This window comes from Bradyrhizobium sp. USDA 3315 (assembly GCF_054056795.1).
This window is the reverse complement of sequence record NZ_JBSRYP010000001.1, coordinates 2,997,223-3,013,219: the sequence shown is the minus strand read 5'-3', so window position 1 is coordinate 3,013,219 and position 15,997 is coordinate 2,997,223. Positions and strand designations below refer to the sequence as shown.

Here is a 15,997-nt window from a genome sequence, read left to right as displayed (position 1 = left end):
CATTAACGCATGAGGAACGCGATATGGACCAAAAAACGCACGACAAGGGGCTCGAAATCCGCAAGGCGGTGCTGGGCGAAGCCTATGTCAACAATGCGCTGAAGAATTCGGACAGCTTCAACAAGCCATTCCAGGAACTCGTCACCGAATATTGCTGGGGCGCGGTCTGGGGCCGCGAGGAACTGCCGCGCAAGACCCGCAGCATGCTCAACCTCGCCATGATCTCGATCCTGAACCGGCCGCACGAATTGAAGGCCCACATCAAGGGCGCGCTGACCAACGGCGTATCCCGCGACGAAATCCGCGAGATCTTCATGCAGGTCTCGATCTATGCCGGCATCCCCGCCGGCGTCGACAGCTTCCGCATCGCGCGCGAGGTGTTCGCCGAACTCGACAACAAGGCGTGAGACGCTGCTGCCTCACACGCAATGTCGTCCTGGCGAAAGCCAGGACCCATAACCACAGGCCTTCGTGGTGGGAACACGCTGGGGCTCCAGCGGAGCACAGCAATCAACCGCGGTCGTAATGGGTCCCGGCCTTCGCCGGGACGACAGCGAATGTGGGGTGCGCGGCTCCGCACATAACGACATAGAGGAAACGACTCATGGAAATCGGATTCATCGGCCTCGGGAAGATGGGCTTCCCGATGGCGCGCCGGCTGATCGAGGCCGGCCACAAGCTCACCGTGTTCGACACCAGCAAGGACGCGCTCGACAGGCTGGTCGCACTCGGCGCGGTGGCCGCAACCTCGCCCAAGGACATCGCCGACCGCGTCGAGACCGTGATGGCGAGCCTGCCCTCGCTGCAGGCCTCACTCGAGGTCGCGACCGGCGCGGGCGGCGTGATCGAGGGCACGCGCGTCAAACGCTTCATCGACCTCTCCACCGTCGGCTCGCGGATGGCGGTGAAGATCCACGAGCTGTTGGCCAAGAAGAACATCGTGCAGATCGACAGCCCGGTCTCCGGCGGCGTCGCCGGCGCCGAGAAGGGCACGCTGGCAGTGATGGTGTCGGGCCCGCGCGCCGATTTCGAACTGGTGAAGGGCGCGCTCGACGTCATCGGCAAGGTGTTCTTCATCGGCACCAAGCCGGGCTCCGGCCAGACCATGAAGCTCGCCAACAACTTCCTGTCGGCGACCGCGATGGTGGCGACCTCGGAGGCTGTTGTGATGGGCGTCAAGTCCGGGCTCGATCCGGCCGTGATGATCGACGTCATCAATGCCGGCTCCGGGCTGAACACCGCGAGCCGCGACAAGTTTCCGCGCTCGGTCTTGCCGCGCAGCTTCGACTTCGGCTTCGCTACCGGTCTGATGGTGAAGGACGTGCGGCTTGCGGTCGAGGAAATGCGCGCGCTCGGGCTGTCGATGGAAGTCGCCGAAGCGGTCGGCCGGCTCTGGGAAGTCATCATCCGCGACGAGGGACCGGAGTCGGACTTCACCGCGGCGATCAAGCCGATCGAGAAGGCCGCGGGCGTGATCGTCGGCGGCGGTAAAGGCGGCAGTCACGCCGCGAAGTAACGCTCTCGCCGAAATAAACGCTGTCGTCCCGGGCAAGCCAACGGGTCGGCGCGAAGCGCCGCCCGATGACAGGCTCCGCGCGACCCGGGACCCATCACCACAGGACTTCGTGGTTTAGCTGAGCTGCGGCCCCGGCTCAGGACAACAATCAAGAGCGGTGGTTAGGGGTCCCTGCTCCCGTGCGCAATTGCGCACTAGGCAGGGACGACACCGTTAGTGAGGCGCGACACCGGCCATCACAGCCACGGCGCGGGCCTGTCCATCGCGATCAGGGCGTCGACGTCGATGCGCGGGCGGACCACGGCGTACTGGTCGTCCTTGACCAGCACTTCGGGCACCAGAGGCCGCGTGTTGTAGGTGCCGGACTGCACCGCGCCGTAGGCGCCGGCGGTCATGATCGCCAGCAGATCGCCGGCCTTCGGCTGCGGCAGCGAGCGGTCGAGCGCGAGATAGTCGCCGGTCTCGCAGACCGGGCCGACCACATCCGCGACCATGGTCGGGGTGCCGGGCGCAGGCTGGCGCACCGGCAGAATGTCGTGATGCGCTTCATACAGGGTCGGCCGGATCAGGTCGTTCATCGCGGCGTCGATGATAACGAAGTTCTTGGCATCGCCCGGCTTCACATGGATCACGCGGGTGACGAGGATGCCGGCATTGCCGACGATCATGCGGCCCGGCTCGAACATCAGCGTGCAGCCGAGATTGTGCGTGACGCGCTTGACCATCGCCGCATAGGCATCCGGCGCCGGCGGCGCGGCGCGATCCATGTAATAGGGGATGCCGAGGCCGCCGCCGAAATCGATATGCGAGATGTCGTGGCCGTCGGCGCGCAGCGTCTGCACGAATTCGGCGAGCAGCCGGAAAGCGACCTCCAGCGGGCCGAGATCGGTGATCTGGCTGCCGATATGCACGTCGGTACCAGTGACCTTGACGCCCGGCAGCTTTGCCGCGCGGGCATAGACCTCGCGGGCGCGAGCGATCGGAATGCCGAACTTGTTCTCCGACTTGCCGGTCGAGATCTTGGCGTGGGTGCCGGCATCGACATCGGGATTGACCCGCACCGAGATGCGGGCCGTCTTCTTCATTTCGACCGCGAGACGCGACAGCATCTCGAGCTCCGGCTCCGACTCGATATTGATGCAGAGGATGTCCGTGGCAAGCGCGGCACGCAGCTCGCCCTCGGTCTTGCCGACCCCGGAGAACACGATCTTCGAGGGCGGAATCCCGGCCGCCAGAGCCCGCTTCAACTCGCCGCCGGACACCACGTCGGCGCCTGCGCCGAGCTTGGCCAGCGTGCGCAGCACCGACTGGTTGGAGTTCGCCTTCATGGCGTAGCAGACCAGCGCCTTCTCGCCGGCGAAGGCTTCGGTGAAGACGCGGTAGTGGCGCTCCAGCGTCGCGGTCGAATAGCAATAGAACGGCGTGCCGACGGCCTCCGCCAGCTCAATGAGATTGACCGCCTCGGCATGCAGCACGCCGTTGCGATAGTCGAAATGGTTCATGACACGCTTTTAAATACTAATTGCCGAGCAGCGGATCGAGGAGGAAGGGCCGTTTATTGCCTCGCGGCGCGGCCGGCGCGGCCTCCGAGCCGTAGGTCGGATTGAACACGCTGGGCTGCGCTGCCCGCTCGCTCTCGGTGTCGCTCGGTGCCGCGCCCGGCGCGACGTTCGCGGTCGGCGGCAGGTCGAGCGGTCCCTTGCGGCCGCAGCCGCCGAGCGCCAGCGCTGATACGCCCAGCACAATGATGGCCCATCCCGAGGGGGTCAGGCGGTTCTTGCTAATCACGACGAATTCCCCAATTCGGGCGGCACCATACAAACATTGGCGTGCTCTGGCGAGAGGCGGAGCGCCATGAAATCACGGCCAAATTTTCCGGTTCAGCCCAATTTTCGCTCTTTTTCCAGCCGCTTGGCCCAGGCCTTGGCCTGCGCCATCACATTCTTCGGCGCCGTGCCGCCAAACGAGGTCCGGCTCTGCACAGAGGATTCGACGCTGAGCACCCTCAGCGCGTCGGCCGTGATCTTCGGCTCGACCTCCTGCATGGCCTTGAGCGACAGCTCGTGCAGCGCCACACCCTGCTTCGATGCCAGGCCGACGATGCGCCCGGTAACGTGGTGGGCGTCACGGAACGGCATTTTCAGGGTGCGCACCAGCCAGTCGGCAAGATCGGTGGCGGTGGCGTAGCCCTCGCCGGCGGCGGCCTTCATCTTTGCTTCGTCCGGCACCAGGTCCTCGACCATGCCTGTCATGGCGCGAATTGCCAGTGACAGCGCCTCGAAAGCCTCCATCGCGCCCTGCTTGTCCTCCTGCATGTCCTTTTGATAGGCGAGCGGCAGGCCCTTCATCACGATCAGCAGCGCGGTGAGCGCGCCGATCACGCGGCCGGTCTTGGCACGGACCAGCTCGGCCGCGTCCGGATTGCGCTTCTGCGGCATGATCGACGAGCCGGTGGTGAACTTGTCGCTGAGCTTGACGAGGCCGACCAAGGGCGAGGTCCAGATCACGATCTCCTCGGCGAAGCGCGACATATGCACTGCGCAGATCGCGGCCGCCGACAGCGTCTCCAGCACGAAATCGCGGTCGGATACCGCGTCGAGCGAATTGGCCATCGGACGGTCGAAGCCGAGCGCCTTTGCGGTCGCGGCGCGGTCGATCGGAAACGAGGTCCCGGCGAGCGCGGCCGCGCCCAGCGGCGATTCGTTCAACCGCTTGCGCGCGTCGGCGAAGCGGCCGCGGTCGCGGCTGGCCATCTCGACATAGGCTAGGAGATGATGACCGAAGGTCACGGGCTGCGCGGTCTGCAGATGGGTGAAGCCCGGCATCACCGTGCCGGCATGCTCCAGCGCGCGGGCGACCAGCGCCTGCTGGAACGCGGCCAGCGCCGCATTGGTCTCATCGATGGTGTCGCGGACATAAAGCCGGAAATCGGTCGCGACCTGGTCGTTGCGGGAGCGCGCGGTGTGCAGCCGGCCCGCCGCGGGCCCGATCAATTCGGACAACCGCGACTCGACATTCATATGAATGTCCTCGAGCGCGCGCTTGAAATCGAAATCGCCCTTGCCGATCTCTGACAAAATCGTGTCTAGACCTTTGCCGATATTTTTCGCATCAGCGGACGTGATGATGCCCTGCGCGGCGAGCATCGCGGCATGGGCCTTGGACGCGGCAATGTCCTGGGCATAAAGGTGACGATCGACGTCGATGGAGACGTTGATTTCCTCCATGATCGCGTCGGGACGTTCCGAGAACCGGCCGCCCCACATCTTGTTGCTCATGACATCTCGCTCACGAATTCGTATTTCAGCCTTGCGGTTTCATGGCCGGAGGCGGCGAAACAGCACCGCAGTTCCGGTCGTATTCCCGGCACTGCTTAGCCACATCGACCCAGGATGACAAACGATATGCCCGAGACGACCCCATCCAATCCGACCGCCAGGCCGACCGCCAAGTGGCGTATCCCGCTGGTGATCGGCGCCGTGCTGGCCGGGGCCGTGATCGGCTATGTCGGGGTCTCCAGCCTCAAGCATCCCGCGGGCGGCGATATCGCCTGCAACAGCGCGGTGGCTCTGGCGAAGAAGATCGCCCCGCTCGCCCATGGCGAGGTCGCGGCGCTGACCATGGCAACCACTCCCTTGATGTTGCCCGACCTGACCTTCGAGGACGCCAACGGCCAGCCGAAGAAGCTCTCGGACTGGCGCGGCAAGACCGTGCTGGTCAATTTGTGGGCGACCTGGTGCGTGCCCTGCCGCAAGGAAATGCCAGCGCTCGACAGCCTGCAGACCAAGCTCGGCGGCAAGGATTTCGAGGTGGTCGCGATCAACATCGACACCCGCGACCCGGACAAGCCGAAAAACTTCCTGAAAGAGGCCAATCTGACCAATCTCGGCTATTTTTCGGATCAGAAAGCCAAGGTTTTTCAAGATCTTAAGAACATAGGCAAGGCGCTGGGCATGCCGACCTCGGTGCTGGTCGACGGCAAGGGCTGCGAAATCGCCAATATCGCCGGTCCCGCCGAATGGGCGAGCGACGACGCGATCAAGCTGGTGAAGGCCGCGCTGCAGCCAGCCGCAGCCGGGTTCTGATCAGGCGACGGCGTTGAGGTTGTCGCCGATGCCAGGCGACAAATTCGCGGTGGAGGGCGTGCCGAGCAGGGTCTGAACCGCGAACTTCTCGGCGTCGAGGTTCTGCTTGGTCACGCGGGTCGCGATCTCACCCTGCAGATTGCCCTGCTGCATCGACAGGATGCTGGTGACCATGCTCATCATGTCCATACGCGGCACTCCCAAAACTGGGGTTTGAGGTAACGCGCGAAAGTTAATGCTTGGGTAATCGATGGCCGCGTCAGGCTGACGCATCGTCCGCTTCATGGCGCAAGAGGTCGCCGGGCTGGCACTTCAGGTAAGTGCAGATCCGCTCCAGCGTATCGAAGCGGACACCCTTCACCTTGCCCTGCTTGAGCAGGGACAGGTTGGCCTCGGTGATCCCGACATATTCGGCAAGCTCCTTCGATTTCACGTTGCGCTCGGCGAGCATCACATTCAGCCTGACCCGGATCGGCATCGCGAATGCCTCAGACGAATTGCCCGTGCTCATCGGCGATCGCATTGGCCTCGGCCATCACCCAGGCCGTGACCGCGACCAGGCCGGCGAACAGCAACGCGAGCAGCGTGTCGGACCCGAACGCGACGACGATGGATTTGCCCTGCGCGTAGGTTTGCCAGCTCAGCAGGATCGAGAGCAGCGCGCCGATCAACGGCTTGAGCAAGGTCGAAACCAGCATCGCGATCGCAAGGTCGCGCAACCTCGCCACGTTGTCGGCCGTGAAGAAGCGCCCCTGCGCGAACGCATTGAAGCAGCCGCGCACGCGCGACAATCCCCAGATCAGACCGGCGAGCGGCAACGCCGAGACCGCGAGGCCCATCAGCCGCACCAGCCAGCCGACAGGATGGAACGCGATGCCGGTCAGCCCGGCGTCGCGCAGGATCGCTTGATCCGGGCTCGCCACCCAATAGGCCAGCAATCCAACAGCAAGCAGGAGCGAAATGCCGATGCAGGCGTAGGCGAGCACGCGGCTGACCGCGCGGATGCGTTCGAGGTGCGTTGGCCGTGCGGATCGGGAAAGCTCTGACGAGAGGGACGCGGACATGCTCGACCTTGATGGTTGTTGACCTGATATTATTGTTTTACGATAATTAATATCTGCAAGTCAACATATATCGAAAGGCCAATTCATGCTGAACCGCCCGAGCCGCGCCATCTGCGCCCTCCTCCTGTTGACGACAGCCGCGCACGCTCAACCCTCGACATCGCGTGGGCAAATCTCCGTCGCGCAAGTCAGGGCCATGCTGAATCAGGCCGCCACCAATCCGACCGCGCGGCAGGCCCTGACGGCCTATCTGGCCGGCGCCGGCGAAACCACCGGCTGGCTGCTCGATGCAGCGCACGGCGTGCCACCCTGCGCCCGACGGCTGACGCTCGACGCCCAGCAGGCCCGTGACGCGATCGCCGGCGCGGCAACCACCGCAGCGACCGAGACACCGGCAACGCCGCTGATCATCCGCGACATGCTCAAGCGCGCCGGCTGCCGTCTGACAGAATGAACAGCCGCTCAGGCCGTGTTCGCCGCGAAGGCCGCGCCGAGGGTGCGCAGCGCTTGCCGTGTCCGCGCATCGGACAGTTTTGAGTGAAGCATGACGTCGCGAGACGGCAGTGGCGGCAGGCCAAGCTTTGGCCCGAGGTCGACGGTATCCGCGGGCGCGACGCGGCGCGCCAGCGCTGCGACCGCAAGGCCTGCGGAGATCGCAGCTCCGATCGTCGACAACCCGCCGCCGACGAATGCCTCGGTCCAGGCGATGCCGGCGGCGTCGAGCGCTTCGACCGCCATGGCACGCACGCTGCACGGCTCGGCTTGCGTCGCGAGGCGCAACGGCTCGCCCGGTCGATGGTGAAAATCGGGTGCGGCCATCCAGCCGAACGGCTCTTCGAACAGCACGTCGCCATCGCGGCGCTTGGCGTCGTGGCGGAGCACGATCGCAGCATCGAGCCTGCCGTCGTCGAATGCGCTAAGCACCGAACGCGACGTGTCGACGTGCAGCTGGATCACCAGCCCGGGATCGGTGCTGTTCATCCGCTTCAGCAGCGAGGCGAGTTCCGAGCCGACGATGTGGTGGCTGATGCCGACGACCAGCCGCCGATGCTCGACGGCAAACGAGTTGATCGCCGATTGATGCGCGGCCACCAGATTGCGCGCGGCGCCGAGGAAGGCGGCACCTTCAGCTGACAGCCGAACCAGCCGCGGCGTTCGCTCCAGCAACCGCCGGCCGAGGCCGTCTTCCAGACGCCTGATCTTCAGGCTGACCGCGGACTGTGTGGTCTCCATCGCCTGCGCCGCGCGCGTGAAGCTGCTGAGATCGGCTACCAGGACGAACGCCTGGACCGCCTCGAGGTCGAGCGCCTTCATGGTCATTCATTTAAATATGAAATCATTGAAATGCTTTATCATACCGTTTTTCAATGAACAAGGAGCCCCTAGGATCGGCGGCCCGTGACGCCACCAGGAGAGCCACCATCATGCCGCTGACCCGCGTTTCATTGCGACGGGGCAAGCCCGCCGCCTACCGCAAGGCCGTTCTCGAAAGCCTTTATCGCGCCATGCGCGAGACCTTCGACGTGCCGGAAGGCGATCGTTTCATGACGATCTCCGAGCACGACGACGGCGATTTCATCTATGGCGCCGACTATCTCGGCATCAGGCGCAGCGCTGACCTGATCATCATTCAGATCACGGTCAGCAACACCCGCCCGGTGGCGCAGAAGCAGAAGCTCTATCGACGGATCGCCGAACGGCTGACCGAAAGCCCCGGCCTGCGCGCCGAGGACATCTTCATCAACCTGGTCGAGGTGCTCCCCGAGAACTGGTCGTTCGGCAACGGCGAGGCGCAGTACGTCCGATGACCGCTGCACCGACCCTCTCGCCGCGCATGAGCGGCATCACGGCATCGCCCGCATCAGTGCTGCGCCGCCGCGCCCGCGAACTGCGAGCTGCCGGGCGCGACATCATCGAGCTGTCGTCGGGCAATCTGGACTTCCCGACACCGGACCATGTGATCGCGGCGGCGCATGCAGCGGCATTGCGCGGCGAGACCCGTTACACCGATGTCGACGGCACGCCGGAACTGAAGCGGGCGGTGCGGGCCGCGCTGCTGCGCGACCATCATCTCGACTATGGTCTGGACGAGATCGTCATCACCAACGGCTCGACGCAGGCGCTGTTCAACGCGCTGCTGGCGACCCTGGCGCTCGACGACGAGGTGATCATCCCCGCGCCGTATTGGGCGCCCTATCTCGATCAGGTGCGGCTGGCCGGCGCGGCGCCGGTGGTGGTGCCGTGTGCGCAGAACAACGGCTTCAAGCTGCGCGCGGAGGATTTGCAGGCGGCGATCTCGGCGCGAACCCGCTGGATCATCGTCAACAATCCGGTCAACCCATCCGGCGCGCTGTATTCGCGTGATGATCTGTCCGAGATCGCCACGGTCCTGCTGCGGCATCCGGACATCCGGGTGCTGGCCGACGGGCTCTACGAGCACATCGTGTTCAATGGCGCACCCGCGCCGACGCTTGCGGAAATCGAGCCGCGCCTGAAGCCGCGGACGCTGACCGTCAGTGGCCTCGCCAAGAGCTACGCCATGATGGGATGGCGCATCGGCTATGCCGCCGGACCCGCGGCGCTGATCCGCGCGATGATCACGATCCAGTCGCAGACCACGTCCGGCGCGTCGTCGATCAGCCAGGCCGCGGCAATTGCCGCGCTCGACGGCGCGCAGGATGTGCTGCTTGCGCGTGCCGCCATCCTGCGCGCCAAGCGTGACCGCTTTGCCGAACTCGTGAACGAATGCGCCGGGCTGTCCTGCACACCGCCGGAAGGCACGTTCTATCTGCTGGTCGCCTGCGCCGGCATAATCGGCAAGCGCGCGCCCGACGGCAGAGTGATCCGGACCGACCGCGATTTCTCGGCCTATCTGCTCGAGGCGGCCGACGTGGCAGTGTTTCCCGGCGAGGATCTCGGGCTGTCGCCCTATATCCGCCTCAGCTTCGCCAACCCGTCATCGACCATCGAGGAGGCCGCAAGGCGGCTGAAGTGCGCCTGCGCGGCACTGCAATGACGCCTCACGGACGGAGCCCGCGCCTCGCGCTGACAGCACATCTGCTCGGACTTGGAACGGGTGTGACGATGATTGTCGGTCTGGTGCCCGCGACGCTTGCACTGCTGCGGGCACTGATCTGACGCGATGCGGATTACCGCGTCGGGATCGGCTTGTCGCCGCGATAGTCGTAGAACCCACGCTGGCTCTTGCGTCCGAGCCAGCCGGCCTCGACATACTTCACCAGCAGCGGACACGGCCGGTACTTGGAGTCGGCCAGCCCCTCGTGCAGCACCTGCATGATCGACAGGCAGGTGTCGAGGCCGATGAAATCGGCGAGCTCGAGCGGGCCCATCGGATGGTGCGCGCCGAGCTTCATCGCGGCATCGATCGCCTCGACGTTACCGACGCCTTCATACAGCGTGTAGATCGCCTCGTTGATCATCGGCAACAGGATGCGGTTGACGATGAAGGCGGGGAAATCTTCCGACACCGCGACCTGTTTGCCGAGCTTGGCGACGAACGCCTTGGCGGTGTCGAAGGTCATGTCGTCGGTGGCGATGCCGCGGATCAACTCGACCAGTTCCATCGCCGGCACCGGATTCATGAAATGAATGCCGATGAACTTCTCCGGGCGGTCGGTCGAGGCGGCGAGCCTTGTGATCGAGATCGACGACGAGTTGGTCGCGACGATCGCCTCCGGCTTCAGTACCGCACAGACCTCGTGGAAGATCTTGCGCTTGGTCTCTTCCTTCTCGATCGCGGTCTCGATCACGAGATCGCAATCGGCGAGCGCGTCGAGCGACTCGGCGGAGGCGATGCGGTCGAGCGCCTGCTTGCGGTCGCTCTCGCTGATCGCCTTCTTCGCGACCTGCCGGGTCAGATTGCCGTTGATGGTCGCCAGCGCCGACTTCAGCCGGTCGCCGGACACGTCATTGAGCACCACGTCGAAGCCGGCCAGCGCCGCCACATGGGCAATGCCATTGCCCATCTGACCCGAACCGATCACGCCGACCTTTTTGATTGCCACCGTCATCTTGTCATCCACCGGAACGGCGCGTACATCGCGCCTGCCCAATTCCAACGATACCCGAAGTAAAGCCTTCCGGGTTGCCCAATCCGCCGGAAAACGTTTCCCGGGACCATGATGTGATGACAGGTCATCACATCCGGGTCCCATTTCCCCTGTCGAGCATGATCCTTTCGGAAAAACGTTTCCGGATCATTGCCTCGAAAATAATAACACCGGCCGGAGCTTACCCATCCGGCCGGTGTCTTGTCGCTTACTTTCCGAGCTTGCCGAGCGCTTCGGTTAGCTCCGGAACCGCCTGGTAGAGGTCGGCGACCAGGCCGTAATCGGCGACCTGGAAGATCGGCGCGTCCTCATCCTTGTTGATGGCGACGATCACCTTGGAGTCCTTCATGCCGGCCAGATGCTGGATCGCGCCGGAGATGCCGACCGCGACATAAAGTTCCGGAGCCACCACCTTGCCGGTCTGGCCGACCTGCCAGTCGTTCGGCGCATAGCCGGCATCGACCGCGGCGCGCGAGGCGCCGACGCCGGCGCCGAGCTTGTCGGCGAGCGGCTCGATGTACTTGGCGAAGTTCTCGCGGCTCTGCATGGCGCGGCCGCCCGAGACGATGATCTTGGCCGAGGTCAGCTCGGGACGGTCGCTCTTGGCGACTTCCTCGCCGACGAACGTCGACAGGCCGGGATCGGCGGCCGCAGCGGCGTTATCGATCGCAGCGCTGCCGCCTTCGCCGGCGGCGGCGAAGGTCGAGGTGCGCACCGTAATCACCTTCTTGGCGTCCTTCGACTTCACGGTCTGGATCGCGTTGCCGGCATAGATCGGCCGCTCGAAGGTGTCGGGGGCGACGACCTTGATGATCTCGGAGACCTGCATGACGTCCAGCAAGGCCGCGACGCGCGGCATCACATTCTTGAAGCGCGAGGTCGCGGGCGCGACGAACGCGTCATAGCCAGGAGCCAGCGCGACGATCAGCGCAGCCAGCGGCTCGGCAAGGTCGTGCTCATAGGCGGGGCCTTCGGCCACCAGCACCTTGGTGACGCCGGCAAGCTTGGCGGCTGCTTCCGCCGCCGCCTTGGTGCCCTGGCCGCCACCGGCAACCAGCACATGGACATCGCCGCCGAGCTGGCTCGCCGCGGTCAGCGCCTTGTTGGTCGCGTCCTTCAGCGTCTCGTGGTCGTGTTCAGCAATCAACAGCGTCGTCATCAGAGAACCCCGGCTTCGGTCTTGAGCTTGTTCACGAGTTCGGCGACGTCCTTGACCTTGACGCCCGCCTTGCGGCCTGCCGGTTCCGCGGTCTTCAGCACTTCCAGACGCGGCGTCACATCGACGCCGTAGTCAGCGACGCTCTTGTCGTCGATCGGCTTCTTCTTCGCCTTCATGATGTTGGGCAGCGACGCATAGCGCGGCTCGTTCAGGCGCAGGTCGGTGGTGACGATCGCCGGGCCCTTGAGCTTGATGGTCTGCAGTCCGCCGTCGACTTCGCGGGTGACCTTGAAGTCGGATCCTTCGACCTCGAGCTTGGAGGCGAAGGTCGCCTGCGACCAGCCGAGCAGCGCGGCCAGCATCTGGCCGGTCTGGTTCGAGTCGTCGTCGATCGCCTGCTTGCCGAGAATGACGAGGCCGGGCTGCTCCGCCTCGACCACCGCCTTCAGGATCTTGGCAACCGCGAGCGGTTCGACATTGCCTTCGGCCTTGACCAGGATGCCGCGGTCGGCGCCCATCGCCAGTCCGGTGCGAATGGTCTCGGAGGCCTGCGCGGGTCCGATCGACACCACCACCACTTCGGTCGCCTTGCCGGCTTCCTTCAGCCGCAGCGCTTCCTCGACGGCGATTTCGTCGAACGGGTTCATCGACATCTTGACGTTGGCGAGCTCCACGCCCGTCCCGTCACTCTTGACGCGGACCTTGACGTTGTAGTCGACGACCCGCTTTACCGGCACAAGAACCTTCATCGATCCTCTTTCGCTTTGATTTTATGGGTTTCGGTTGGCTGGCGCGGAACCTAAAGGTCCCGTTTCTCCCGGTCAACGCGCCAAAGCCAAAAAACCGTCCCCCGGTTTTGAACCAGTTTAGCGGTTCTGGCCCGGCACCCACAACACGTCTCCCGCTCCCTTACTGTTCTGGAAGCGGCTGGCAACGAACAGGAAATCCGACAGGCGGTTCATATACTGGATGCCAGCCTGATTGACCGGCTCGTCGGGTTGGGCGGCGAGTTCCACCATCATCCGTTCCGCGCGGCGACATATCGTCCGGGCGAGATGCAGATAGGCAGAGGCAGGCGTGCCGCCGGGCAGCACGAACGAGGTCAGCGGCGCGAGCTGGTCGTTCAGGCTGTCGATATCGCGCTCGAGCCGCTCGACCTGGCTTGCCAGCATCCGCAGACGTTCGGCCTTGCCCTCGCGCTCGGGCACCGCGAGGTCGGCGCCGAGATCGAACAGATCGTTCTGGATCCGGCCGAGCATCGCATCGACCTCGGGGCTGCCGGCAAGATGCAGCCGCACCACGCCGATCGCGGCATTGGTCTCGTCGACCGTGCCATAGGCGGCAATGCGCAGATCGTATTTCGGCCGCCGCTCGCCGGAGCCGAGCGCGGTGGTGCCGTCATCGCCGGTGCGCGTGTAGATCCGATTGAGAACAACCATGGCAGGCTCCGGTGTTCGATGTTCGATGTTCGAGTCCACCACTCCGATCGGGAGAGGTGGAGAATAGCCCGACAAATCTACCTCACCTAACGCCCCATCGCCCAGACCGCGAGCATTGCGATGACGATGGCGACGAACTGCAGCAGCACGCGCAGCCGCATCAGCTTCTGCGACGTGTTCGGCGGGCCGCCCTTCATCATGTTGATGAGGCCGAGCAGGAGCACCAGCGCGACGGCGCCGACGGCGATGGGAAGAATGATCGTGCTGAGGAGAGATGTCATTTGCGGTACATAACACCGCAGGACGCGGACTTCCACACAGCCCGGCCATGCAACCAACTGGCTTTTCAGCGCGTAATATCAGATGCTGGGTCCGTTCTCGGGCCGAGCGGTTTTCGACAATGCCGGGTGGAATGTGAAGCAGCTTCGTTACGTCACCCACGTCGTGATGGATGCGTTTTACACGTTCCTCGCCGACGACGGCTGGGCGATCGCGAGCCACATCGCGCTGTCGACGCTGATGGCACTGTTTCCGTTCCTGATCGTGCTGACCTCGGTGGCCGGCTTCTTCGGCTCCAAGCAACTCGCCGACCAGGCGGTCGGGCTGATGCTGCAGGTCTGGCCGCAGCAGGTCGCCGAGGCGCTGTCCGGCCAGATCCACGACGTGCTGACCAAAACCCGCGGCGATATCCTGACCATCGGCGCGGTGCTCGCGGTCTACTTCGCCTCCAACGGCGTCGAGGCGCTGCGGGTGGCGCTGAACCGTGCCTACGCCGTGATCGAGCCGCGGCGCTGGTACTGGCTGCGGCTGGAGTCGATCGGCTACACGCTGGTCGCGGCGTTCACCTCGCTCGCGATGGCTTTCCTGATCGTGCTCGGACCGCTGATCATCGAGGCGGCGCGGCGCTATATCCCGTTCTTCGTCGAATCGAACGAGAGCCTGCTCAACACCGCCCGTTACGGCGTCACGATCCTGGCGCTGGTCGTCGCGCTTTTCATCCTGCACGCCTGGCTGCCGGCGGGCCGTCGCAGCTTCACGCAAATCCTGCCCGGCATCATCTTCACCATGGTGGCCTCGCTGCTCTCGGGCATCGGCTTCGGCATGTACCTCGCACGCTTCGCCAACAACTACGTCACGATGTATGCGGGGCTGGCCTCGGTGGTGATCGCACTGGTGTTCCTGTATTTCATCGCCGCGATCTTCGTGTTCGGCGGCGAGTTGAACGCGGCGATCATCAAGTCGCGGTTGCCGCACGGCGTGTCGCTTCATGCAGCGCAGTCGCGAGCGCCCGCGGGGACACAGGCTTGACCAGGAAGCCGTCGGCGCCGGCAGCGCGCGCTGCGGCCTCGTCCTCGGCCCGGCCGGAAATCCCGACAATCACGATGCGGCCGTGCGGCGGCGGCAGCGCGCGGATGCGCTTGATCGCCTCGATGCCGCCGATGCCGGGCAGCACCATGTCCATCAGCACGGCGTCGAAGGCGCCCTGCACGAGCCGGTCGGGCGCGGCCTCGCCCTGACCGACGAATTCGGCGTGGTGACCGAGTTCGGTCAGGATCGTGTTGAGCACGACGCGGCCGAACGGATTGTCCTCGACACTGAGCAGCCGCAGCCCTTGCGACAGCAGCGCCGCCGCGCTCTCGCCGGAGGCGGTGCCGGCCGGCCCTTCGGCGGGCGCCAGTTCCACCTTGAGCGTGAAGGTGGTGCCCCCGCCGGCGCGCCGGTCCGCGACGATGTCGCCGCCCATGGCGCGCGCGAGCTGCCTGACGGACGACAGGCCGAGCCCGGCGCCGCCGAACCGCGCGGCGATCGAGACGTTGGCCTGCGAGAACGGCCGGAACAGGCGCTTGACCTCCGATAGCGTCAGGCCGATCCCGCTGTCGGAGATCGCGAACGCGACGCCGATCTTGTCGCCGGACCTTCCCTTCACCGTGCCCACCGGAACGATACGCAGCTCAATGCTGCCCTGCTCGGTGAACTTCACCGCGTTGTCGATCAGATTTTCCAGCGCCGCGCGCAGGCGGACGGGATCGCCGACCGCGAAGGCAGGCAACTGGTCGGAGACCTCGACGGAAGCCTGCAGCCCCTTGGCCGCCGCGCGGCCGGCGAGCGAATCCGCTGCGTGACGCGCCAGCGTGCGCAGGTCGAAGAAATCCTGCCGGATCTCGAGCCCCGGCCCCTCGCTCCGGGCGGCGTCGACGAACAGGGTCGCAAGGCTCGCCAGATGCTCGGCGCCGGCCTTGATGGTATCGACCCAGCGCCGCTCGCGCTCGCCGAGATCGGATGTCGCGAGCAGATTGCTGATCGCAAGGATTCCGGTGAGCGGCGTCCGCACCTCATGGGCAAAGGCGGCAAGTGCAGTATCGACCATGCCGGGACCGGCCTTCGGGGCCGGCTTCGGCACGGCCCGCTTGCGGCGCGGCCTGGCGGCCACCTTGGCGGCGCGGGCCTTGGCCGTTCGCGTCTTGGCGGCACCTGTCTTGGCAGTTCGTGTTTTGGCAGTTCGTGTCTTGGCAGCACGCGGTTTGGCGGCGCGCGCCTTCGGCGGCGTCCTTTTGGATGGCCGCTTGCTGCGCCGTGCGCGCGATTTTGACGCCATGGTCTCCGTGATCCCCGCCCCGGTCAACAACATGGCATGCCAGGCGGGCCGGAGTCACGGCGACGTTT

General features: G+C 65.1%; 20 protein-coding genes. 7 read left to right on the top strand and 13 right to left on the bottom strand.

From position 1 onward, the window contains the following. Positions 1-23: 23 nt before the first annotated feature. A complete protein-coding gene (locus ACVIYL_RS13800) occupies positions 24-407 on the top strand; it encodes a carboxymuconolactone decarboxylase family protein (RefSeq protein ID WP_018268955.1) in 384 nt (127 codons plus the stop codon). A gap of 197 nt (positions 408-604) precedes the next feature. Continuing rightward, positions 605-1,516 carry an NAD(P)-dependent oxidoreductase gene (locus ACVIYL_RS13795; protein WP_456778840.1) on the top strand — a complete coding sequence of 304 codons (912 nt, stop codon included), beginning with the start codon at positions 605-607 and terminating at the stop codon, positions 1,514-1,516. Positions 1,517-1,752: 236 nt separating this feature from the next. Here the strand turns inward: ACVIYL_RS13795 and lysA are convergent, their stop codons facing one another. From lysA to argH, 3 genes are all read right to left on the bottom strand, one after another. Next, on the bottom strand, positions 1,753-3,018 hold the full coding sequence (lysA, locus tag ACVIYL_RS13790; RefSeq protein ID WP_253606645.1) for a diaminopimelate decarboxylase: 1,266 nt from the start codon (positions 3,016-3,018) through the stop codon (positions 1,753-1,755). Between the two features lie 16 nt (positions 3,019-3,034). Then, positions 3,035-3,304 (bottom strand): LPS translocon maturation chaperone LptM, encoded by a 270-nt coding sequence (lptM, locus tag ACVIYL_RS13785; protein ID WP_057017758.1) that lies wholly within the window; start codon positions 3,302-3,304, stop codon positions 3,035-3,037. Between the two features lie 92 nt (positions 3,305-3,396). After that, entirely contained in the window at positions 3,397-4,794 is a 1,398-nt protein-coding gene (argH, locus tag ACVIYL_RS13780) for an argininosuccinate lyase (protein ID WP_456778839.1), read from the bottom strand. 126 nt (positions 4,795-4,920) lie between these two features. On the opposite strand from argH, the gene tlpA reads away from it, so the two are divergent. Then, a complete protein-coding gene (gene tlpA, locus ACVIYL_RS13775) occupies positions 4,921-5,601 on the top strand; it encodes a thiol:disulfide interchange protein TlpA (RefSeq protein ID WP_225162776.1) in 681 nt (226 codons plus the stop codon). Here the strand turns inward: tlpA and ACVIYL_RS13770 are convergent, their stop codons facing one another. The 3 genes from ACVIYL_RS13770 to ACVIYL_RS13760 all read right to left on the bottom strand — a co-directional run bounded on the left by ACVIYL_RS13770 (position 5,602) and on the right by ACVIYL_RS13760 (position 6,665). Beyond that, positions 5,602-5,790, bottom strand: a complete 189-nt coding sequence (locus ACVIYL_RS13770) for a putative motility protein (protein WP_069280209.1) — start codon at positions 5,788-5,790, stop codon at positions 5,602-5,604. A gap of 70 nt (positions 5,791-5,860) precedes the next feature. Beyond that, complete coding sequence (locus tag ACVIYL_RS13765) at positions 5,861-6,079, bottom strand: helix-turn-helix domain-containing protein (protein WP_057017783.1); 219 nt, start codon at positions 6,077-6,079, stop codon at positions 5,861-5,863. A gap of 10 nt (positions 6,080-6,089) precedes the next feature. Next, a complete protein-coding gene (locus tag ACVIYL_RS13760; RefSeq protein WP_456778838.1) occupies positions 6,090-6,665 on the bottom strand; it encodes a DUF2975 domain-containing protein in 576 nt (191 codons plus the stop codon). Positions 6,666-6,861: 196 nt separating this feature from the next. Here ACVIYL_RS13760 and ACVIYL_RS13755 point away from each other — a divergent pair, with 196 nt between their 5' ends. Further along, on the top strand, positions 6,862-7,119 hold the full coding sequence (locus tag ACVIYL_RS13755; protein ID WP_456778837.1) for a hypothetical protein: 258 nt from the start codon (positions 6,862-6,864) through the stop codon (positions 7,117-7,119). Positions 7,120-7,127: 8 nt separating this feature from the next. Here ACVIYL_RS13755 and ACVIYL_RS13750 read toward each other — a convergent pair whose 3' ends face one another. Continuing rightward, positions 7,128-7,979 carry a LysR substrate-binding domain-containing protein gene (locus tag ACVIYL_RS13750; RefSeq protein ID WP_456778836.1) on the bottom strand — a complete coding sequence of 284 codons (852 nt, stop codon included), beginning with the start codon at positions 7,977-7,979 and terminating at the stop codon, positions 7,128-7,130. A gap of 110 nt (positions 7,980-8,089) precedes the next feature. Here ACVIYL_RS13750 and ACVIYL_RS13745 point away from each other — a divergent pair, with 110 nt between their 5' ends. Together ACVIYL_RS13745 and ACVIYL_RS13740 are read left to right on the top strand one after the other, a co-directional pair. Next, a complete protein-coding gene (locus tag ACVIYL_RS13745) occupies positions 8,090-8,473 on the top strand; it encodes a tautomerase family protein (protein ID WP_438075198.1) in 384 nt (127 codons plus the stop codon). Then, a complete protein-coding gene (locus ACVIYL_RS13740; protein ID WP_456778835.1) occupies positions 8,470-9,681 on the top strand; it encodes an aminotransferase class I/II-fold pyridoxal phosphate-dependent enzyme in 1,212 nt (403 codons plus the stop codon). The genes ACVIYL_RS13745 and ACVIYL_RS13740 overlap by 4 nt, the downstream gene beginning before the upstream one ends. Before the next feature lie 133 nt (positions 9,682-9,814). On the opposite strand, the gene ACVIYL_RS13735 is transcribed toward ACVIYL_RS13740, so the two are convergent. The 5 genes from ACVIYL_RS13735 to ACVIYL_RS13715 form a co-directional block, all read right to left on the bottom strand. Then, complete coding sequence (locus ACVIYL_RS13735) at positions 9,815-10,696, bottom strand: 3-hydroxybutyryl-CoA dehydrogenase (RefSeq protein ID WP_076827506.1); 882 nt, start codon at positions 10,694-10,696, stop codon at positions 9,815-9,817. A 247-nt stretch (positions 10,697-10,943) separates the two neighbouring features. Then, entirely contained in the window at positions 10,944-11,894 is a 951-nt protein-coding gene (locus ACVIYL_RS13730; protein WP_057017750.1) for an electron transfer flavoprotein subunit alpha/FixB family protein, read from the bottom strand. Further along, positions 11,894-12,643, bottom strand: a complete 750-nt coding sequence (locus tag ACVIYL_RS13725) for an electron transfer flavoprotein subunit beta/FixA family protein (protein ID WP_016845285.1) — start codon at positions 12,641-12,643, stop codon at positions 11,894-11,896. The genes ACVIYL_RS13730 and ACVIYL_RS13725 overlap by 1 nt, the downstream gene beginning before the upstream one ends. Before the next feature lie 117 nt (positions 12,644-12,760). Beyond that, positions 12,761-13,333, bottom strand: coding sequence for a cob(I)yrinic acid a,c-diamide adenosyltransferase (locus ACVIYL_RS13720; protein WP_456778834.1), 573 nt, complete (start codon positions 13,331-13,333; stop codon positions 12,761-12,763). 86 nt (positions 13,334-13,419) lie between these two features. Then, positions 13,420-13,614: a twin transmembrane helix small protein gene (locus tag ACVIYL_RS13715; protein WP_456778833.1), complete on the bottom strand. Its 195-nt coding sequence runs from the start codon at positions 13,612-13,614 to the stop codon at positions 13,420-13,422. A gap of 166 nt (positions 13,615-13,780) precedes the next feature. On the opposite strand from ACVIYL_RS13715, the gene ACVIYL_RS13710 reads away from it, so the two are divergent. Beyond that, positions 13,781-14,641, top strand: coding sequence for a YihY/virulence factor BrkB family protein (locus ACVIYL_RS13710; RefSeq protein WP_456781822.1), 861 nt, complete (start codon positions 13,781-13,783; stop codon positions 14,639-14,641). Here the strand turns inward: ACVIYL_RS13710 and ACVIYL_RS13705 are convergent. After that, complete coding sequence (locus tag ACVIYL_RS13705) at positions 14,568-15,929, bottom strand: ATP-binding protein (RefSeq protein ID WP_456778832.1); 1,362 nt, start codon at positions 15,927-15,929, stop codon at positions 14,568-14,570. The two genes, ACVIYL_RS13710 and ACVIYL_RS13705, sit on opposite strands and share 74 nt — an antisense overlap. Positions 15,930-15,997 lie beyond the last annotated feature (68 nt).